General features: G+C 61.7%; 17 protein-coding genes. 9 read left to right on the top strand and 8 right to left on the bottom strand.

Annotated features, from left to right (window positions below; all coding sequences use genetic code 11):
- Positions 1-42 precede the first annotated feature (42 nt).
- From ACQY1P_RS19125 to ACQY1P_RS19115, 3 genes are all read left to right on the top strand, one after another.
- On the top strand, positions 43-801 hold the full coding sequence (locus ACQY1P_RS19125) for an N-acyl amino acid synthase FeeM domain-containing protein (RefSeq protein ID WP_430254925.1): 759 nt from the start codon (positions 43-45) through the stop codon (positions 799-801).
- A gap of 171 nt (positions 802-972) precedes the next feature.
- Positions 973-1,197 carry an aa3-type cytochrome c oxidase subunit IV gene (locus ACQY1P_RS19120; RefSeq protein ID WP_062582159.1) on the top strand — a complete coding sequence of 75 codons (225 nt, stop codon included), beginning with the start codon at positions 973-975 and terminating at the stop codon, positions 1,195-1,197.
- Positions 1,198-1,419: 222 nt separating this feature from the next.
- Positions 1,420-2,442, top strand: a complete 1,023-nt coding sequence (locus ACQY1P_RS19115) for an LLM class flavin-dependent oxidoreductase (RefSeq protein ID WP_062461071.1) — start codon at positions 1,420-1,422, stop codon at positions 2,440-2,442.
- Between the two features lie 6 nt (positions 2,443-2,448).
- Here ACQY1P_RS19115 and ACQY1P_RS19110 read toward each other — a convergent pair whose 3' ends face one another.
- The 3 genes from ACQY1P_RS19110 to rpsU all read right to left on the bottom strand — a co-directional run bounded on the left by ACQY1P_RS19110 (position 2,449) and on the right by rpsU (position 4,830).
- Complete coding sequence (locus ACQY1P_RS19110; RefSeq protein ID WP_430254923.1) at positions 2,449-3,543, bottom strand: NAD(P)/FAD-dependent oxidoreductase; 1,095 nt, start codon at positions 3,541-3,543, stop codon at positions 2,449-2,451.
- Positions 3,544-3,557: 14 nt separating this feature from the next.
- Positions 3,558-4,454, bottom strand: a complete 897-nt coding sequence (locus ACQY1P_RS19105) for a tetratricopeptide repeat protein (protein WP_430254921.1) — start codon at positions 4,452-4,454, stop codon at positions 3,558-3,560.
- Between the two features lie 127 nt (positions 4,455-4,581).
- Positions 4,582-4,830 (bottom strand): 30S ribosomal protein S21, encoded by a 249-nt coding sequence (gene rpsU, locus ACQY1P_RS19100; RefSeq protein WP_062461068.1) that lies wholly within the window; start codon positions 4,828-4,830, stop codon positions 4,582-4,584.
- A 310-nt stretch (positions 4,831-5,140) separates the two neighbouring features.
- Between rpsU and ACQY1P_RS19095 the strand changes: the two genes are divergently transcribed.
- From ACQY1P_RS19095 to ACQY1P_RS19070, 6 genes are all read left to right on the top strand, one after another.
- Positions 5,141-6,115, top strand: coding sequence for a zinc-binding dehydrogenase (locus ACQY1P_RS19095; RefSeq protein WP_430254919.1), 975 nt, complete (start codon positions 5,141-5,143; stop codon positions 6,113-6,115).
- Positions 6,116-6,414: 299 nt separating this feature from the next.
- Positions 6,415-7,668, top strand: coding sequence for a sarcosine oxidase subunit beta family protein (locus ACQY1P_RS19090; RefSeq protein WP_430254917.1), 1,254 nt, complete (start codon positions 6,415-6,417; stop codon positions 7,666-7,668).
- Positions 7,669-7,687: 19 nt separating this feature from the next.
- Complete coding sequence (locus ACQY1P_RS19085) at positions 7,688-8,044, top strand: sarcosine oxidase subunit delta (RefSeq protein WP_209901918.1); 357 nt, start codon at positions 7,688-7,690, stop codon at positions 8,042-8,044.
- Positions 8,041-11,016 carry a sarcosine oxidase subunit alpha gene (locus ACQY1P_RS19080; protein WP_430254915.1) on the top strand — a complete coding sequence of 992 codons (2,976 nt, stop codon included), beginning with the start codon at positions 8,041-8,043 and terminating at the stop codon, positions 11,014-11,016. The genes ACQY1P_RS19085 and ACQY1P_RS19080 overlap by 4 nt, the downstream gene beginning before the upstream one ends.
- Complete coding sequence (locus ACQY1P_RS19075; protein ID WP_113109734.1) at positions 11,009-11,563, top strand: sarcosine oxidase subunit gamma; 555 nt, start codon at positions 11,009-11,011, stop codon at positions 11,561-11,563. The genes ACQY1P_RS19080 and ACQY1P_RS19075 overlap by 8 nt, the downstream gene beginning before the upstream one ends.
- A 75-nt stretch (positions 11,564-11,638) precedes the next feature.
- Complete coding sequence (locus tag ACQY1P_RS19070; protein WP_113109735.1) at positions 11,639-11,959, top strand: hypothetical protein; 321 nt, start codon at positions 11,639-11,641, stop codon at positions 11,957-11,959.
- Between the two features lie 27 nt (positions 11,960-11,986).
- On the opposite strand, the gene ACQY1P_RS19065 is transcribed toward ACQY1P_RS19070, so the two are convergent.
- From ACQY1P_RS19065 to glgC, 5 genes are all read right to left on the bottom strand, one after another.
- A complete protein-coding gene (locus tag ACQY1P_RS19065; protein ID WP_062461045.1) occupies positions 11,987-12,472 on the bottom strand; it encodes a MaoC family dehydratase in 486 nt (161 codons plus the stop codon).
- A gap of 76 nt (positions 12,473-12,548) precedes the next feature.
- Positions 12,549-14,492, bottom strand: coding sequence for a glycogen debranching protein GlgX (gene glgX, locus ACQY1P_RS19060; protein WP_430254913.1), 1,944 nt, complete (start codon positions 14,490-14,492; stop codon positions 12,549-12,551).
- Positions 14,493-14,695: 203 nt separating this feature from the next.
- Positions 14,696-16,324 (bottom strand): alpha-D-glucose phosphate-specific phosphoglucomutase, encoded by a 1,629-nt coding sequence (locus tag ACQY1P_RS19055; protein WP_430254911.1) that lies wholly within the window; start codon positions 16,322-16,324, stop codon positions 14,696-14,698.
- A gap of 1 nt (position 16,325) precedes the next feature.
- Positions 16,326-17,771: a glycogen synthase GlgA gene (glgA, locus tag ACQY1P_RS19050; RefSeq protein WP_430254909.1), complete on the bottom strand. Its 1,446-nt coding sequence runs from the start codon at positions 17,769-17,771 to the stop codon at positions 16,326-16,328.
- Between the two features lie 13 nt (positions 17,772-17,784).
- On the bottom strand, positions 17,785-19,047 hold the full coding sequence (glgC, locus tag ACQY1P_RS19045; RefSeq protein WP_062461037.1) for a glucose-1-phosphate adenylyltransferase: 1,263 nt from the start codon (positions 19,045-19,047) through the stop codon (positions 17,785-17,787).
- Between the last annotated feature and the right edge of the window lie 9 nt (positions 19,048-19,056).

Here is a 19,056-nt window from a genome sequence, read left to right as displayed (position 1 = left end):
GTTCACGGTTAATCCTGGGTTAACGTCCCATGGATAATTCACATGCCGATAAAGCAATCTGTTCCTGAAGCACCCTTTTCCGAAAAGCTCCTCGCATCCCTCGACCACATCGAATACCGCCGCATTCAGAACGCCGAAGATTTCGAAGATATCGCCAGATTAAGATACAAAGCCTACAAGGCGCAGGATGTTCTCCCCGTCGGTGCGGTGGACATGCTCGATGAGATCGATTTCGACCGCAACGCCTATGTCTTCGGCATTCATCATTACGAAGAACTGATCGCCACGATCCGCGTCCATTACGTGACGCCTGACCATCGTGTGTGCCAGTCAACAGGCGTGTTTCCCGATGCGGTCCACGCTTTCCTCGATGCCGGGATGACGCTGATCGATCCCGCCCGGTTTGCGGTCGATCCGGCTGTCGTCGCCGAATTGCCGACCATCCCCTATATCACGCTGCGGCCCAGCATCATGGCTGCCATCCATTTCGATGCCGACCGGGTGTTGCAGCATATCCGCCCGCCGCATGCCTCGTTTTACAAGCGCATCTTCTTGGCGGATATCGTCGTGCCGCCAACGATGGCCGGCATCTACGGCTTCGAGCTCACGCTTCTTGCGTCACGCGTCAAGGAGGTAAGGCCACAGTTGATGCGGCGGTTCCCGTTGTTCCGGTCGGAGGCCTATGAACGGCGGATGATGTTCGGCAACGAAGCGCAGTTCGACAGTCCGCCACTCACCGTTCTGCCGACCGCGAGGATCGCGGGAAGGCCGACCTCTCAGGAAATGGCGTTCGCCGAGTAGGTGTTAAAGCACCAGCCGCGGCGCGGCGCGATTGCGCTTTGAAGCGGTGTGTGTAATCTGGATCGAGAGGCGCTTTTCGGTGATCTGCCAAGGATTCGAAGAGCGAGGAGGAGGCTACCGCGCCACCCCGCCGTGATCGGCTCGTTGGCGCGGCGTTGAAGGAGATCGATGATGGACAATCACCAGAGCGGACCTATGGAGACCGGTGCTCCCATGGATTATCGCGAGCACGAGAAAACCTACGAGGGTTTTCTGGCCGCTGCAAAATGGGGCACGATGTCCACCGTCGTTCTGATGATCGCCATGGCGGCCGGCTTTTTCGGCGGCGCTGGACTTCTCGGCGGCCTCATCGTTTTCATCATCCTGAATATCGCTGGCGTCTTCCTGCTGCGCTAAGCCGGATCTGTTTCTGTCGGGGCGCGGGTGTGACGTTGCACCCGCGCGACCCTGCCGACAGGTACTCCAGGCGCTATTTCATTCGATCTTCACAACACTCGTTCGCAATCTGCGAACAATCCGTCTGCGCCCAATTCGCGGCAGGGCCCTAACGGATGCTGCTGCGGCATGCCATGTAGGGGGCAATACCTCTTCTCATGCGCATATTGCCGGAGCCCTATCATGAAGAAAATCGGTTTCCTATCATTCGGCCACTGGACGCCGTCGCCACAATCGCAGACGCGCTCTGCGGGCGACGTGCTGTTGCAGTCGATCGATCTTGCCGTCGCTGCCGAAGAACTCGGTGCCGACGGCGCCTATTTCCGCGTTCACCATTTCGCCCGCCAGCTGGCTTCGCCGTTTCCGCTTCTGGCCGCCGTCGGTGCGCGCACGTCGAAGATCGAGATCGGCACTGGCGTCATCGACATGCGCTATGAAAACCCGCTCTACATGGCGGAAGATGCGGGATCGGCGGATCTGATTTCGAAAGGACGCCTGCAGCTTGGCATCAGCCGCGGTTCGCCGGAACAGGTGATCGAAGGCTGGCGCTATTTTGGCTACGAGCCGGGCGAAGGAATGACCGATGCCGACATGGGTCGCCGCCACGCCGAAGTCTTTCTCGACGTGCTGAAGGGCGAGGGGTTTGCCAAACCCAACCCGCGGCCGATGTTTCCTAACCCGCCGGGCATGCTGCGTCTGGAGCCGCATTCGGAAGGGTTGCGAGACCGCATCTGGTGGGGCGCAAGCTCCGATGCAACGGCAGTCTGGGCGGCCGGGAAGGGCATGCACCTGCAGAGCTCGACCCTGAAGAACGACGAGACGGGCGAGCCTTTCCACATTCAGCAGGCAAAGCAGATCCGAGCCTATCGCGACGCCTGGAAGGCGGCCGGCCATCAGCGCGAACCGCGGGTATCGGTCAGCCGCTCGATCTTCGCGCTGACGGACGATCGCGACCGGGCCTATTTTGGCCGCGGCGGCAAGGAGCAGGACTCGGTCGGATATATCGACGATAGCACGCGGGCGATTTTTGGTCGTTCCTATGCGGCAGAACCGGAAGCCCTGATCGAGGAGCTGCGCCAGGATGAGGGCATTGCCGAGGCCGATACGCTGCTTCTGACCGTGCCGAACCAGCTCGGCGTCGACTACAACGCCCATGTCATCGAGTCGATCCTGAAGCATGTGGCGCCGGCGCTCGGCTGGCGCTGAGGGCTGTCAGCTAAAGCGCGACAGACGGTAGGGGGCGAGAAGAGGTTCTTGCGCCCCTTCCAGGATTTCGGTGGCGGCAAACAAGCCGATCGCCGGAGCGAGCGTGATGCCCGAATGGGTTACGGCAATGTAGAGGCCGGGGAGGGTTTGGCCGGTCTGATTTTCGGCACGTCCGATGATCGGAAAGCCGTCCGTTGGCGTGGGGCGATAACCGACGGTGTAGAAGTCCATGACCAGGCTGTCGCCGCCTTTGACGAACCGCTTCAGTTTGCCGAACAGCTCGTCAGCCGCGCCATCCGGATCGGTACCCGGATCCATGCCGCCGAAATCGGTCCCGGCGACGAGCCGACCGTCGGCGGTTTGCCGGACATGCAGTTCCGGCGCAATGACGAGGCCGTTGAGCATCGGTGCGACCGGCGTCGAGTGGACGAGGAGACCCGGTGGTGTTTCGACCGGGACGTCTATTCCGACAGAAGCGGCAAGGGTCGTGGTGCCGGCGCCGGCGGCGAGCACGATTTCACCGGCTGTGAATTCGCCGCTGTCGGTGACCACAGTTGCAACATGGCCTTCGCCATTGCGCCTGAGGGCAGTGACCCGGATGCCTTCGGTGAGAAGCATGCCGCGTCTTTGGGCGTCTGCGATGAGGATCTCGGCGCTCGCCTGCGGCTCGGCTACACCCTCCATCGCGGCGTAAAGCGCGGTGTTAGGCACGTCGTTCAGGGCCGGTTCGATGGCGGCAATCCTGACGGCATCGACCTCAGCGATATCGTAGCACCAGCCGGAATGCTGGCTGGCGTAGGTCGTCAAGTCAGCCTGCGACATGTCCCAGCATAGGCCGCCCGCGAAAGATAGGGGTAGGGTGGGGACGTCCTTCGCAAGGCGTTTCCATTCGGCGATGGCGCGCATGCGCAGGTCGAAATAGGCGCGCGGATTGCCCCAGCTGGCGTTGATCCAGGCGAAGGAATTCGGCGTGGCTATGCCGCCTGGTTTTTCAAAGAGAAGATGGACTTTGGCGCCTGACACTGTGAGGTGCCAGGCAATCGAGGCGCCGACAATCCCGCCGCCGATGACGATGATATCATGGCGACCGGACTGCTGCATCGTCATGGCTCCGCTTAGCTATTGCCGCCGCGTGTACGTGCCGCGCCGTCCTGGGCCGGCTTGTAGTTCGGGTCCAGGCGGACGGCATGCGAGAACGAACGGTTGGCGCGGGCACGGTCGCCGCGATGCTCATACACCAGTGCCTGGTTGGCCCAGGATTCGGCAAGCTTGTCGTTCAGCTCGATGGCACGGTTGAAGTCGGCAAACGCATTCTCGTCGTCGTTCATGGCGAGATAGGAAATACCGCGACCGTTATAAGGCTCGGCCGAGCTGGAGGAGAGCGAGATCGCCTTGGAGAAGTCGTCGATCGCCTGCGCGTGCTGATTGCGGGCCTGATAGATCAGGCCGCGGTTGTGGTAAGCGCGACCATCGGTCGTATCGAGATCGATGGCCTTGTTGAAGTCACTGAAGGCTTCGTTGAGGCGGCCGGCCTGGCGATAGATATTGCCGCGGCCGATCAGGGCGACGTCGTAGTTGGCATTGATCTGGAGCGCGCGGTTGTAGTCGTTCGCGGCTTCGACAGGCTTGCCCATGTTGCGATAGACGAGCGCCCTGTTCGCATAGGCCTGGTAGAACTGCGGATTGATCTGGAGCGCGCGGTTGAAGTCTTCCAGTGCCCGCTTGAATTCGCCGGCGCGACCATAGGCCGACCCGCGAATGTTGTAGCCTTCCGGATCAGACGGGTTCGAGCTGATGACGGAGGACAGGGACGAGATGTTCTGTTCCGACCCCTGGGCGCGATCGACGCTGATCATGTCCGTCGACGTGGTCGTCGAGCAGCCGGCCAGCGCGAGCACTGCCACGATACCGATCGGAGCGAGGGCCTTGCGAATTGGGGCGACGGTCAAGGAATGGCCGGAGTTTCGGGTTCCATCGGAAAAAACGGCAGTCTTGGCGGCCATCAGGCGCATGTCCTCGTATCGGGCTGTCGGGATCGGCAGAACGGTGTCGGAATGTCGTCCGTTCCGAATCAAAAAAGCGGCGGCGCCCATGTCGCCACCGCTCATAATCACATGAAAACGTCGAAAAAACGACCGATCAACGAGCAGCCGGACGGGCGGTTGCCGGGCGCGGCGTTGCCGGAAGAAGACCTTCGCGCTGCATGCGCTTGCGGGCCAGCTTGCGGACGCGGCGAACGGCTTCAGCCTTTTCGCGGGCGCGCTTTTCCGAAGGCTTTTCGTAGTAATCACGCATCTTCATTTCACGGAAAATGCCTTCGCGCTGCATCTTCTTCTTGAGAGCGCGGAGAGCCTGATCAACGTTGTTGTCGCGGACAAGTACCTGCACGTGAAATCCCGTTCCTTTGGTTTGTTATCGCCAGGGAATCTGCAGGATTCGAGGCGAAAGAATGTCGGAGCCCGGCGGATAGCCGAAGCGATTGGTGAAGGCACTTAACAGAGGAGATGTCAAAAGTCTACCCGCGGCTGCGGGCTTCTCAAGAATTTTACAGCCGCTGCTCCGCGCGGGGTTATATCAGCCTAGCGATGTCCTATATCCGCCACCAAGCCATAGTCGATTTGCGCCCATGCGGGAACCTGTTCCCAACCGGCCCAAGCCTTGTCCTGCCGAGCCACGCGGGACCGAACGGAGAAATCTCATGCGTAGTGCCATTCATTCCAGTTTCGGCGATCCGTCTTCCGTCCTGTCGATCGAGGATCGCCCAATTCCGCAGCCCGGCCCCGGCCAGATCCGGATCCGCATGTCGATGGCGGCGATCCACAACCACGATCTTCTGACGGTTTCCGGCGATTACGGCTACAAGCCCGACCTGCCCGCCGTCGCCGGCACCGAAGGAACCGGTGTCGTTGATGCGCTGGGCGAGGGTGTCTCGCACCTGAAGGTCGGGCAGCGTGTGGCGGCCTCAGGGCAGGGCACCTGGGCGGAGTATTATATCGCGTCGGCCATGGCAGCCGTGCCGCTTCCCGATTCGATTTCCGATGAGGCTGGCGCGCAGCTGATCTCGATGCCGCTCAGCGCCCTGACACTGCTCGATTTTGCGGGTGTCGAAAAAGGTGACTGGATCATCCAGAACGCGGCCAATGGTGCGGTCGGCAAGACGCTCGCGATGTTTGCCAAGCCGCGTCAGATCAATGTCATCAACCTCGTCCGACGTGACGAGGCGGTGCGCGAACTGGCGGATCTCGGCATCCAGAATGTCGTCTCGACGTCGCAGACCGGATGGCGCGAGACGGTCAATGCGCTCTCGGGCGGAGCCGCGATCAAGGCGGGGGTCGATGGCGTCGGCGGCCCGGCCTCCGGAGACCTGCTGTCGGTGCTTGGCGAAAACGGCCTGCTGATCTCGTTCGGACTGATGTCGGGAACGCCGATGCAGCTTTCAGCCAGCGACATGATTTTCAAGCAGGCGGTGGTCAAGGGTTTCTGGCTCGCCAAGATCGCGCCCAAGCTTCCTGCGGAAAAGATGAAGAGCCATATCAGCGAGATCGTCGAAGCCGTCGCCAACGGCATCGTGACCCTCACCGTCTCCGAGGTCTTTGGTCTCGATGACATCGCCAAGGCGGCCAAGGCAGCCGGCGAGCACGGCCGCACCGGTAAGGTGCTGCTCCGGGCCTGATTTTGCCTCTCGATGACAAACCGGGGCAACTTTCCCCGGTTTCTGTCTGTCCAAAATTCACAGGAAGCCTGTGGCCGCGTTAACGGCCGGTCGCTCTAACGTCACGACCCCATCTTCCCTCCGCCGTCGTCACATGAACGTCGGCCGGGCCTTTCGTCCGAGGTTCCCGGGCCTGTTTTCCGCGCGTGTCGAAACAATCCTCTGAGGCGTCGCAAAACGGCCATTGCGGCGCATATTGATTTGCGATGGGTATGGTTCTACCCAAGAGCCTTACCGGCGGATCAAGGAGAAGCGGCCTCATGCGCAAATATTCGGTTTTCGCCATAGCCCGCGAGGCACTGCGCGCCCACAAGGGATGGGAGGCGCAGTGGACCTCTCCCGAGCCGCGCAGCTCATACGACGTGATCATCGTCGGTGCCGGCGGTCATGGTCTGGGTGCCGCCTATTATCTTGCCAAGGAACACGGCATCACCAATATCGCGGTGATCGAGAAGGGCTGGCTTGGCGGCGGCAATACCGGCCGCAACACGACCATCATCCGCTCGAACTATCTCTATGAAGAGAGCATGGACATCTATGAGCATTCCCTCAAGCTGTGGGAAGGCCTGAGCCAGGAGCTCAACTACAACGTCATGTATTCGCCGCGCGGCGTGATGATGCTGTCGCACAACATTCATGACCAGCAGTCGTTCAAGCGCCATATCAATGCCAACAGGCTCTACGGCATCGACAACGAATGGCTGACGCCGGAACAGGCCAAGGCCTTCGTTCCGGTTCTCGATATCTCGAAGACGGCGCGCTACGCCATCAATGGTGCTGCCCTGCAGCGCCGCGGCGGCACAGCCCGCCACGATGCCGTCGCCTGGGGCTATGCGCGCGCGGCGGCCGATCGCGGCGTCCATATCATTCAGAACTGCGAAGTCACCGGCATCCGCCGCGGACCGGGTGGCGAAGTTCAGGGCGTCGAGACTTCCAAAGGCTTTATCGGTGCCAACAAGGTCGGCGTATCGGCGGCCGGCCATTCGTCGGTGGTGATGGAAATGGCGGGCGTTCGCGTGCCTCTTCATTCCACCCCGCTGCAGGCGCTGGTCTCGGAGCCGCTCAAGCCGATCTTCCCCTGCGTCGTCATGTCGAACACGGTGCATGCCTATATCTCGCAGTCCGACAAGGGCGAGCTCGTGATCGGCGCCGGCACCGACCAGTATAATTCATACTCCCAGACCGGCGGCCTGCAGATCATTACCCATACGCTCGATGCGATCTGCGAACTGTTTCCGATCTTCCGCCGCGTCAAGATGATGCGGCAGTGGGGCGGCATTACCGACAACACGCCGGACAGGTCGCCTATTCAGGGTGTCACGCCCGTTCCAGGCCTGTTCGTCAACTGCGGCTGGGGTACCGGCGGGTTCAAGGCGACGCCGGGCTCGGCCAACCTGTTTGCGCATCTGATCGCCAAGGGCGAACCGCATAAACTGGCTTCGGGTCTCAATCTCGACCGGTTCCGCACGGGCCGCCTGATCGACGAGGCGGCAGCCGCTGCCGTCGCGCACTGATAGTGAGGGGATAGACCAGATGCTTTTGATCCACTGCCCCTATTGCGAAGAAGATCGCTCGGAACTGGAATTTCGCTGGGCCGGCGAGGCGCATATTGCCCGGCCGGAGAATATCGCGGCAATTTCCGACGAGGAGTTCGCGGAGTTCTTCTTTCTGCGCAACAACGAGAAGGGTCTCACCTATGAACGGTGGCGGCATATTCACGGCTGCGGCCGCTTCTTCAACGCGGCCCGCGATACGGTGAGCGACAGGTTCCTGATGACCTACAAGGCGGGTCTGCCGAAACAGCCGATCCCGGTCGCAAGCCATGCTGCGGCGATCGCCGAAGAAAAGACCGTCGAAACCTGGGAAGCTACGGAAGGAGACGCGAGATGAGTTCTTCCTCCAACTCGGGCGAATTCCGCATCAAGGGCGCCGGCCGCCATACGCCCGCCCGCACCGCGCGCTTCACATTCGACGGCAAGAGCTATACGGCGCTGGAGGGCGATACGGTCGCGTCAGCGCTTCTGGCGCATGGCGTGCATCTGCTCGGCCGCTCGTTCAAATATCACCGCCCGCGCGGCATCCTGACATCAGGTCCGGAAGAGCCGAATGCGCTGCTCGACGTGTCGCGCGATGCCGCTCGCCGTCAGCCGAACGTGCGCGCCACGGTGCAGGAAGTGTTCGATGGCGCAAAGATCGCCTCGCAGAACCGCTGGCCGTCGCTGAAATACGATATCGGCGCGTTCAACGACATGCTGTCGCCGTTCTTTGCCGCGGGTTTCTACTACAAGACCTTCATGTGGCCGCGGGAAGCTTGGCACAAACTCTACGAGCCGATCATCCGTCGCGCCGCGGGTCTGGGCGAAGCGCCGAAGGAAGCGGATCCCGATCATTACGCCAGCCGGTACGTGCATTGCGACATCCTGATTGCAGGCGCCGGTGTTGCTGGCCTGACGGCGGCTCTTTCCGCGGCTGCGACCGGAAAGAAGGTCATTCTCGTCGACGAACAGCCGGAAGTCGGCGGTGCGCTGCATTTCGACAGTTCCACTTTGATCGACGGCCAGAACGGTTTCGACTGGGCACAGGCCATGGCTGCAAAGCTGAAGGCGATGGACAATGTCACCGTGCTCACCCGCACCACCGTGTTCGGCTATTACAATCACGGTTTCCTAGGCCTTGTGGAACGGGTGACCGACCATGTGGCGCTGCCGGGCAGGGACCTGCCGCGTGAGCGCCTCTGGCAGGTGCGTGCCAAAAAGGTCGTGCTGGCGACCGGGTCGATCGAACGGCATATGGTATTTGCAAACAACGACCGGCCGGGCATCATGCTGTCGTCTGCCGCGCGCAGCTTCCTCAATCATCACGGCGTTGCTGTCGGCCGCAATGTCGGCGTCTATACCGCGCATGATAGCGCCTATGAGGCAGCATTCGACCTGAAGCGGGCAGGCGTCTCGATCGCTGCGATCATCGACAGCCGCAGCCATCCGGGCGATGGTGTGCTGGCAGAGGCTCGCGCGCTCGGGATCGACGTGCTGACGGGCCATGCCGTGACCGACACGTCCGGCCGGCTGCGGATCAATTCCATCACCGTCACCCGCAATGGCGGCGCCAATGTCCGCAAGATCAAGGTCGACGCGCTGCTCATCTCGGCAGGCTGGACTCCGTCCGTGCATCTGTTCTCGCAGTCTCGCGGGAAACTGCGGTTCGACGCGGCAAACCAGCGGTTCCTGCCGGATATCTATGCCCAGAACTGCATCTCGGTCGGTGCCTGCAACGGAACCGACGATCTGGCTGATATGATCGACGAGGCGATTGCCGCAGGCGGCGGTACGGCTGTCGTATCAGGCGAAAACCGGTTCGAATGGACCGGCGGCATGATCGGCGCGGCCGAAGGGGCTGGACCTGATGATGCGGTCAAGGCTTTCGTCGATTTCCAGCATGACGTGACCGCCAAGGACATCCGCCTTGCGGTGCGCGAGGGCATGCATTCGATCGAGCATATCAAGCGCTTTACCACTAACGGCATGGCGTCCGATCAGGGCAAGCTTTCCAACATGCATGGCCTCGCCATCGCGTCGGAAATGCTCGACCGGCCGATCCCGCAGGTGGGTCTCACCACGTTCCGTGCGCCCTACACGCCTGTCACCTACGGCACGCTGATTGCACATTCGCGCGGCGACCTGTTTGATCCGGCCCGCAAGACGCCGATGCATTCGCTGGAGGCGTCCGAGGGCGCCGAGTTCGAGGATGTCGGCAACTGGAAGCGCGCCTGGTATTTTCCAAAGCGCGGCGAAGACATGCACGCAGCGGTCAACCGCGAGTGCAGAACCGTGCGTGAGGTCGGCGGCGTGTTCGATGCCTCGACGCTCGGCAAGATCGAGGTGGTTGGCCCGGATGCGGCGAAATTCCTCAATCTGCTCTACACCAATGCCTGGGATACGCTGAAACCCGGCAAGAGCCGTTATGGGATCATGACGCGGGAAGACGGGTTCATCTATGACGACGGTGTCGTCGGGCGCCTGGCGGAAGATCGTTTCCATGTGACGACCACGACCGGCGGCGCGCCGCGGGTGCTGCAGCATATGGAAGACTATCTGCAGACGGAATTTCCTCATCTCAACGTCTGGCTGACATCGACCACCGAACAATGGGCTGTCATCGCAGTTCAGGGTCCGAAGGCGCGCGAGATCATTGCGCCCTTCATCGACGGGCTCGACATTTCCAACGAAGCCTTCCCGCATATGAGCGTTGCCGAGTGCACGATCATGGGCGTTCCGGGGCGGTTGTTCCGCATGTCGTTTACCGGCGAGCTCGGGTTCGAAGTCAATGTGCCCGCCGATTTCGGGGCGGCGGTTTGGAAGGCGATCTGGGAACGCGCGCAATCGATGGGGGCCTGCCTCTACGGCACGGAAACCATGCACGTTCTCCGCGCCGAAAAGGGCTATATCATCGTCGGCCAGGATACGGACGGCACGGTCACCCCTGACGATTCCGGTTATGGCTGGGCCGTCTCGAAGAAGAAGACCGATTTCGTCGGCATCAGAGGGCTGAAGCGTCCGGACCTTGTGCGCGAGGGACGCAAGCAGCTGGTCGGCCTGTTCACCAAGGATCCGAAGGATGTGCTGGAAGAGGGCGCGCAGATCGTTGCCGATCCGAACCAGCCGAAGCCGATGACCACGCTCGGCCATGTGACCTCGTCCTACTGGTCGGAAACTCTCGGCCGATCGATCGCGATCGCGCTGGTTGCCGGCGGACGCGCAAAGATGGGCAGCACGCTCTACGTGCCGATGGCCGACAGGACGATTTCGGTGGAAGTGACCGACATGGTGTTCTTCGACAAGGAAGGAGGCCGCATCAATGGCTGATTTTGCAATGGCTCAGCGCGTAGTCCCGATGACCGGTTTTCACGGCGGATCTTCCGTCGTCCGGCTCGAACCGGCAGCTCCGGCCGGCCGCATTTCGCTGCGGGCGAAGGCGGAGGATGTATCCGCACTTTCAGGCTCGCTCGGCGTCGATCTGCCGGTCAGGCCGAAGACGTCCGCATCCGCCAATGGCCGCACCGCGCTATGGCTCGGACCGGACGAGTGGCTGGTGATCGACGAAAGCGAAAGCGGCCTGATGACCGCTGCCGCCAATTCCGGTGTGCTGCATTCCGCGACCGACGTGTCTCACCGCAACACCGCGATCCTGATTTCGGGTCCGGGTGCGGAGGCCGCGATCAACACGGGTTGCCCGCAGGATCTGTCGCTTTCAGTCTTTCCGGTCGGTGCCTGCTCGCGCACGCTGTTTGGCAAGGTGGAAGTGGTGCTTCTGCGCACGGGCGAGGAGGCGTTCCGGATGGAAGTATGGCGGTCGTTTTCCGACTACGCCTTCGGCCTTCTTTCGGAGGGCGCGAAAGACGCTGCGCTCTAGCTCTTCGACCATCGCCTGACTTGAATTGGGTTCGACAATACCGCACCCTCCCATTGCAGAATGGGAGGGTTTTTTATGGTGGACGCTGGTTGGCCGGATATTCAGTGGGTCTTGCTCGGGATCGCTGCCGCCATTGCCGGGGGCGCGGTGGCTGCGAAGTTGTCCGGTGTCGAACTGTGGAAGGGCATTCTGGTCGGCGGAGTAGCGGTCATTGCGGCGCTACTGGCTTCGCTCGTGCCGGGGATCGACCGCAGTCTGTCGATGCCGATCGCCGGGTTGATCGCGGCCGGGATTTCCGGTTCTGCGCTGGGGCTGACGGCATCCCGGACGGCGCCCCTTCTGATCGGTGCCGCCTTGCCGCCACTCATCGGGTTGCTGATGATGGAATTGGGATGACGCGACAGGAGATGAACGGGAGGTAACTCAGGCGTCTTCCGGCCGATCCTTCGGGTCGAACTGGACGATGGTGATCCAGGTGGCGGTCAGTGCCGGCTTTTTCTCGTTCTCGATCTCGATCGAAACCTCGTATGTGGTCATCAGCATGCCGGCGCCGCGGAAGCGGCTGTCGGCCAGCGTGAAGTGGCCGCGGACCCGCGCGCCACTCTTGACGGGCGACATGAAGCGGACCTTGTCGAACCCGTAGTTGATCCCCATCGTCTGTTCGCGGATTTTCGGCATGGTCTCGTAGTTCATGGCCGACAGCAGCGACAGCGACAGAAAGCCGTGGGCGATGGTGCCGCCGAATGGGCTTTCGGCCTTGGCGCGCTCTGGATCCACGTGGATAAACTGATGATCGAGCGTCGCATCGGCGAACTGGTCGATCATTGTCTGGTTGACGGTGATCCAGTCGGAAACACCCAGTTCCTGACCGACCAGTCCTGCAACATCGGCGAGGGAAATTTCACGCATGCGCTGCTCTTTCCGTTGGTTGTGATGCGGACTCTTACAGGCTTTGAAGGACTTGGCGACAGGTTTTTGCAGTGCATCAATTTTCGATGCAAAAGCTGACCGACCGGGGGGCAAGTGCCGTATCCCACGGCTGGTTATCAGGATAACAACGCCAGTTCGGGCCGGGAAGGGCGAAGGTTTGCGGGGTGTGGCCGCGGTTGACGATGATGGCGAGCCGCGTGGCCTTTCCGGTCGTTGCATCGTCGGTTTTCAGCATGAAACCGAGGACCGGATTGGCGGGGTTTTCCCAGTCGGAGACCTGCATCGGCTGGCCGCTTGGCGAGATCCATTCGATATCGCCATCGCCCGTGAGCAGGCTGGTTTCGGAGAATACGGAGAACCGTTTGCGGAGGGCTGAAAGCATTGCCGTGTGCTCGACCAGCGCCTTGTCGAGCGTGGCCCAGTCCATCCAGGTGATCTCGTTATCCTGCGCGTAGGCGTTGTTGTTGCCGCGCTGGGAGCGACCGGCCTCGTCGCCCATCGTCAGCATGATCGTGCCTCGGCTGGCAAACAGCGTCGAAAGCAGGGCTTCGGCGTCCCTTCGACGGTCGGCGAGGATATCGCGGTCCCTTGTCACGCCCTCGGCGCCGTTGTTCCAGGACATGTTGTCGCCGTGACCGTCGCGGTTGTCTTCGCCGTTCGCCTCATTGTGCTTGTGCTCGTTGGACACGAGATCCATCAGCGTGAAGCCGTCATGGGCGGCGAGGAAATTGACCGTGCGCGTGTGTCCGGAGAAAAGGTCAGACGAGCCGGCAAGCCGGGTGGCGAGCGCGCCTGTCGTCCACTCGTCGCCGCGCCAGTAACGGCGGATGTCGTCGCGGGCGCGGTCGTTCCACTCGAGGAATTTTTCCGGAAAATTGCCGAGCTGATAGCCGCCGGGGCCGATATCCCAGGGTTCGGCGATCATGACGCGGTCTTTCAGGACCTCGTCTTCGAGCATCGCGGTCAGCGTTTCGCTATCGGCGTCGAAACCGTTCGAGGTGCGACCGAGGATCGGCGCCAGATCGAAGCGGAAGCCGTCGACGCCAGCGTGGATCACGAAATGGCGCAACGTATCGACGATCAGGCGCCGGACTTCGGGATGGTCGCAGGCGAGCGTGTTGCCGGTGCCGGTGTCGTTGATGAGAAGGCCAGGCTCGTCCTGCGCATGACGATAATAGGAGAGGTTGTCGATCCCGCGCATCGACAGGGTTGCGCCGTAGCGATCGCTTTCGCCCGAATGGTTGAACACGAGATCGAGGATGACGCCGATGCCGGCCTCGTGCAGGGCGGTGACGGTGTCGCGCAGTTCCTCAACCCCGCCCGGGCAAAGGCGCGGGTCGAGCGCCATGAAGGCGATGGGATTGTAGCCCCAGCCATTGGTGAGACCGAGCGACGGGAGGTGCCGTTCGTCGATCCAGGCGGTGATTGGCATCAGCTCGATCGCGTCGACGCTGATCCTTTTGAGATGGGCGATGATCGCTGGATGCGCAAGCGCTGCGACCGTGCCGCGGATATCTTCCGGCACGTCGGGGTGGAGAATGGTGAAGGGTTTTACGGCGACTTCGTAGATCAGTCCGCCGGGGGTAAACCGCGGCGCCTCGATCTTGGCTGCGACGTGCTCCGTGACGATCGCCTTGGGCACCAGGCCGGCCGTGTCGAAGTTGAACTGCGAGAGGTTCGGATCGTAGACGAAGGGGCGGTCGAGTTCTTTGGCGTAGGGGTCGACAAGCAGTTTCGACGGGTCGAACCAGAGGCCTTTATCCGGATCGTAGATGCCATGCGCACGAAAACCATAGCGCTGGCCGGGTCTGATCGAGGGAAGGTCGATGCGGTAAAGGTTGTCGTCGCCGCGCGTCATCGGGTAGCGGGCGGTTTCCGTCTCGCCATCGGCATCGAACAGGCAGAGTTCGATCTTTTCCGCATGCTGCGACCAGACCGAGAATTCCGCCATCTTATCCAGGAGAACAGCGCCGCGTCTTTGAGCGTGTGCGTGAGACATATCGGGTTCCTTATCGCTCATCCATTTCGCCAGCGACCGTGCGTTCGCGGCTGACAATCAGCCTGCCTTCTCTCGCTTGGTGGGAAGAAGAGACGTGTCCTATGGAAGTAGGGTCCCGTGTCGCTGCGGCAAATCCTTCTCCCCGATTGCGGGGAGAAGGTTGCTGTCGCCGGATGAGGGGCAATGTCACCCGGCAGCCTCGATCAGGTGATCACCGTCGGGGCAACCCGGCCGGACCGCTTCTTGAGATCCGAAATCTCGTCTGCCACTGCGATCAGGTCGGCGAGCGCCGTCTGGGTCTCGATGTCGTGGCGGCTGGCATCGGGTTCGTAGCGCTCGACATAGACGCGGATCGTCGCACCCGACGTGCCGGTGCCCGACAGGCGGAACACGACGCGGGAGCCACCTTCGAACAGGATGCGGATGCCCTGGTTCTTCGAAACGGAGCCGTCGATCGGGTCGAGATAGGCGAAATCGTCAGCAAATTCGACCTTGAGTGCGCCGAAGGTCTGGCCGGGGAGCGTCGGGAGCTTTTCGCGCAGGGCCGCCACGAGAGCGTTCGCTGCATCCGAATCCACTTCCTCGTAGTCGTGGCGGGAATAGTAGTTGCGGCCGTATTCGGCCCAATGCGACTTGACGATTTCAGCGACGCTCTCGTTTCTGGCTGCCATGATATTCAGCCAGAACAGAACCGCCCAGAGGCCGTCCTTTTCGCGCACGTGGTCGGAACCGGTGCCGAAGCTTTCCTCGCCGCAGACGGTGGCCTTGCCGGCATCGAGCAGATTGCCGAAGAACTTCCAGCCGGTCGGCGTTTCGTACATGCCGATCTTCAGCTTTTCGGCCACGCGGTCGGCTGCCGCACTTGTCGGCATCGAACGGGCAATGCCTGCAATACCCTTGGCGTAGCCCGGTGCGAGCGTCGCGTTTGCTGCGATGATCGCCAGGCTGTCCGACGGTGTCACGAACATGCCCTTGCCGACGACCATGTTGCGGTCGCCGTCGCCATCGGAGGCGGCACCGAAATGCGGGCCGCTCTTGCTCATCACGTCGTCATAGAGTTCCTTGGCATGGACAAGGTTCGGGTCCGGATGATGACCGCCGAAATCGGGAAGCGGGGTCGCGTTGCGTACCGAGCCCTCGGGCGCACCAAGCCGGTTCTCGAAGATTTCCACGGCATAGGGGCCTGTGACGGCGCCCATCGAATCGATCGCAATGCGGACGCCGCTCGCAAGCAGGGCACGGATTGCCACGAAATCGAACAGCTGCTCCATCAGTTCGGCATAGTCAGCGACCGGATCGATGACCTGGACTTCCATTCCGGAGATCTTGAACGTTCCGACGTCATCGAGGTCGATATCGGCCGCATCAGCGATCTTGTAGGTGTCGATGACCTTGGTACGGGCATAGATCGCATCGGTGATCTTTTCAGGCGCCGGGCCGCCGTTGCCGGTGTTGTACTTGATGCCGAAATCTTCGTTCGGGCCGCCGGGATTGTGGCTGGCCGACAGGATCAGGCCGCCGAAGGCGTGGTATTTGCGAATGATGTTGGAGGCGGCCGGCGTCGACAGGATACCGCCCTGGCCGACCATGACCTTGCCGAAGCCGGAGGCCGCGGCCATCTTGATCGCCTTCTGGATGACTTCGCGGTTGTAATAGCGGCCGTCGCCGCCGATCACCAGCGTCTTGCCGGCAAATCCCTCGAGACTGTCGAAGATCGCCTGGATGAAGTTTTCGGCGTAGTTTTCCTGGGCGAAGACGGGCACCTTCTTGCGCAGGCCGGAGGTTCCAGGCTTCTGATCCTGATAGGGCGTGGTCGATACGGTTTTGATCATCTCAAATGCCTTTTCTTGCAAGTAGGTCGGAATAGAGCGCGGCATAGAGGCCAGCACTCCTGTCCCAGGAAACGTCGGATTTCATGCCCTGCTTCTGCATTTCCGTCCAGACATCAGGGTCTTTGTAGAGACGGATGGCGCGGCGCAGGGCGCGGCCAAGATTGTCGGCTGTTGCCGGGCCGAAGGAGACACCGGTTGCGGCCTTCGCAGCGAGTGCGGCCGGGCTGGCATCGATGACCGTGTCGTTGAGGCCACCGGTGCGGGCAACGACCGGGATGCAGCCGTAACGCAGGCCGTAGAGCTGAGTGAGGCCGCAGGGCTCAAACCGGGACGGTATGATGATGGCATCGGAGCCGCCCTGAAGCAGGTGCGACAGCGGCTCGTCATAGGTGGTCAGAACCGAAACGCTGCCCGGATGGCGGCCTGCAGCGGCGTGAAATGCGGTTTCGAGTGCCTGATCGCCGGAGCCGAGCACCGCCAGCCTGCCGCCGGCTTCGACAAGGTTGTCGATCTCCTGCGCCAGCAGATCCATGCCCTTCTGCGAGGTGAGGCGGGAGATGACGCAAAACAGCGGACCGTCGCTTTCAACGAGGCCGAACCGCTCCTCGATCGCCCGCTTGTTGGCAGCGCGGCTCTTGAGGCTTCCGGCACCGTAGCGGGTGTGCAGGTTGATGTCGGTTTCCGGGTCCCAGATTTCAGCGTCGATGCCGTTGACGATACCCGTCAGATCCACGGAGCGGCGAGAAAGCAGGCCCTCGAGCCCCATGCCGTATTCGCCGCTCAGAATTTCCTCGGCATAGGAGGGCGAGACGGTGGAGATTGCCCAGCTCGTCTCCAGCCCGGCTTTCAAATAGCTGATGCCGCCGAAATATTCGATCCCGTCCATGGCGAAGGCATGATCCGGCAGACCGAGAAAGGGGAAGATATCGGCGCCGAACATGCCCTGGAAGGCGATGTTGTGAATGGTGATCAGCGTCGGGATTTCAGGCGTTTCCGAGTAGCGCATAAAGGCCGGAAGCATGGCTGCCTGCCAGTCGTGCACATGTGCGATGTCGGGCTTCCAGCCCGCGATGCCGTCCTGCGCAATGATCGCACCCGCCTTGGACAGCGCCGCGAAGCGTCTCCAGTTGTCGGGATGGTCCTTGCCCGTCTGATCGAGATAGGGGCCGCCCGGCCTGTCGAAGAACATGGGGCAGTCGAGCACCAGGAGGTCTAGCCCCTGGTGCGTGACTTCGAGGATATCAGCACTGGCACCGAGAAGGTCGTCGAAACTCATGACGAGTTTTGCATCCTTCAGCACCCGCATGACAGCCGGATAGCCCGGCATCAGGGTCTTCACCGAGATGCCCTGGCTCTTGAGTGCCAGCGGCAGAGCGCCGGCCACATCGGCGAGGCCGCCGGTTTTCACCAGCGGAAAGACTTCGGACGCGACCGACAGAACATTCATCGGAGGATCCCGTTCACAGCTCGAGCTTGTCGATCATCGCCTGGGTGATCAGGCAGATACCGCTCTCGGTGCGGCGGAAGCGCTTGGCATCGAGTTCCGGATCCTCGCCGACGATCAGGCCTTCCGGAATGGTGACGCCGTGGTCGATGATGACATCGCGAAGCTGGGCGCGCCGTCCGATCCGCACGTTCGGCAGCACAACCGCGCCTTCGAGCTTGGAATAGGAATTGGCACGCACGCCGGTGAAGAGAAGGCTTCGGTTGAGCGACGAACCGGAAATGATGCAGTCGCCGGAAATGACCGAGGACGTTGCGGACCCGCGGCGGTTTTCGTCGTCATGCACAAACTTTGCCGGTGGTGTAATTTCACCGAAGGTCCAGATCGGCCAGGACTTGTCGTAGAGGTCAAGGCCGGGCACGATTTCTGTCAGGTCGATATTGGCCTGCCAGTATGCGTCCACCGTCCCTGCATCGCGCCAGTAGGGCTCGCGCTCGAAATCGGACCGGACGCAGCTATCGGCAAAGCGGTGCGCGACGGCCTTACCGTGCTCGACGATATAGGGAATGATATCCTTGCCGAAGTCCCGGCTGGAGCCTTCTGCTTCCGCGTCGCGCTTCAGCGCTTCGATCAGAAATTTGGTGTGGAAGACGTAGATGCCCATCGAGGCCAGCGCGAAATCCGGATTGCCGGGAATTCCCGGTGGGTCGGCCGGCTTTTCGACGAAATCGATGATCTCGTCCTTCTCGTTGACATGCATGACGCCGAAGCCCGTGGCTTCCATGCGCGGAACCTCGAGGCAACCGACGGTGACGTCGGCGCCGGAGTTCACGTGCTGCTGCAGCATGTACTCGTAGTCCATCTTGTAGACGTGGTCGCCGGCAAGGATGACCATGTATTCCGGCGCGTAGCCTTCGATGATGTCGATGTTCTGGAACACCGCGTCGGCCGTGCCTTCATACCATTGCGTTTCCGAAACGCGCTGGGAGGCGGGCAGGATGTCGAAGCTTTCATTGCGCTCTGAACGCAGGAAGTTCCAGCCGCGCTGCATGTGGCGGATCAGCGAATGCGCCTTGTACTGGGTCGCAACGCCGATGCGGCGGATGCCGGAATTCAGCGCGTTCGACAGCGCGAAATCGATGATGCGCGCCTTGCCGCCGAAGTAGACCGCGGGCTTGGCGCGGCGATCCGTCAGTTCCTTCAGGCGACTGCCGCGGCCGCCGGCCAGGACATAGGCCATCGCGTCGCGTGAGAGTGGCTGTATGCGTTTGTCGTTCATGGTTCTCCC

Origin of the sequence: Neorhizobium sp. DAR64872/K0K18, assembly GCF_050500175.1 — a bacterium.
GTDB lineage: Bacteria > Pseudomonadota > Alphaproteobacteria > Rhizobiales > Rhizobiaceae > Neorhizobium > Neorhizobium soli.
The sequence above is the reverse complement of the archived record's forward strand: the minus strand, read 5'-3'. Positions and strand labels throughout refer to the sequence as shown.

What these genes read in the sequence shown, in the direction of transcription:
- glgC (WP_062461037.1), bottom strand. Translation starts at nt 19,047, where the DNA reads ATGAACGACAAACGCATACAGCCACTCTCACGCGACGCGATGGCCTAT.
- ACQY1P_RS19120 (WP_062582159.1), top strand. Translation starts at nt 973, where the DNA reads ATGGACAATCACCAGAGCGGACCTATGGAGACCGGTGCTCCCATGGAT.
- ACQY1P_RS19070 (WP_113109735.1), top strand. Translation starts at nt 11,639, where the DNA reads ATGGTGGACGCTGGTTGGCCGGATATTCAGTGGGTCTTGCTCGGGATC.
- ACQY1P_RS19110 (WP_430254923.1), bottom strand. Translation starts at nt 3,543, where the DNA reads ATGCAGCAGTCCGGTCGCCATGATATCATCGTCATCGGCGGCGGGATT.
- glgX (WP_430254913.1), bottom strand. Translation starts at nt 14,492, where the DNA reads ATGTCTCACGCACACGCTCAAAGACGCGGCGCTGTTCTCCTGGATAAG.
- ACQY1P_RS19105 (WP_430254921.1), bottom strand. Translation starts at nt 4,454, where the DNA reads ATGCGCCTGATGGCCGCCAAGACTGCCGTTTTTTCCGATGGAACCCGA.
- ACQY1P_RS19115 (WP_062461071.1), top strand. Translation starts at nt 1,420, where the DNA reads ATGAAGAAAATCGGTTTCCTATCATTCGGCCACTGGACGCCGTCGCCA.
- ACQY1P_RS19095 (WP_430254919.1), top strand. Translation starts at nt 5,141, where the DNA reads ATGCGTAGTGCCATTCATTCCAGTTTCGGCGATCCGTCTTCCGTCCTG.
- ACQY1P_RS19055 (WP_430254911.1), bottom strand. Translation starts at nt 16,324, where the DNA reads ATGATCAAAACCGTATCGACCACGCCCTATCAGGATCAGAAGCCTGGA.
- ACQY1P_RS19085 (WP_209901918.1), top strand. Translation starts at nt 7,688, where the DNA reads ATGCTTTTGATCCACTGCCCCTATTGCGAAGAAGATCGCTCGGAACTG.
- ACQY1P_RS19075 (WP_113109734.1), top strand. Translation starts at nt 11,009, where the DNA reads ATGGCTGATTTTGCAATGGCTCAGCGCGTAGTCCCGATGACCGGTTTT.
- ACQY1P_RS19065 (WP_062461045.1), bottom strand. Translation starts at nt 12,472, where the DNA reads ATGCGTGAAATTTCCCTCGCCGATGTTGCAGGACTGGTCGGTCAGGAA.
- ACQY1P_RS19125 (WP_430254925.1), top strand. Translation starts at nt 43, where the DNA reads ATGCCGATAAAGCAATCTGTTCCTGAAGCACCCTTTTCCGAAAAGCTC.
- ACQY1P_RS19090 (WP_430254917.1), top strand. Translation starts at nt 6,415, where the DNA reads ATGCGCAAATATTCGGTTTTCGCCATAGCCCGCGAGGCACTGCGCGCC.
- ACQY1P_RS19080 (WP_430254915.1), top strand. Translation starts at nt 8,041, where the DNA reads ATGAGTTCTTCCTCCAACTCGGGCGAATTCCGCATCAAGGGCGCCGGC.
- glgA (WP_430254909.1), bottom strand. Translation starts at nt 17,771, where the DNA reads ATGAATGTTCTGTCGGTCGCGTCCGAAGTCTTTCCGCTGGTGAAAACC.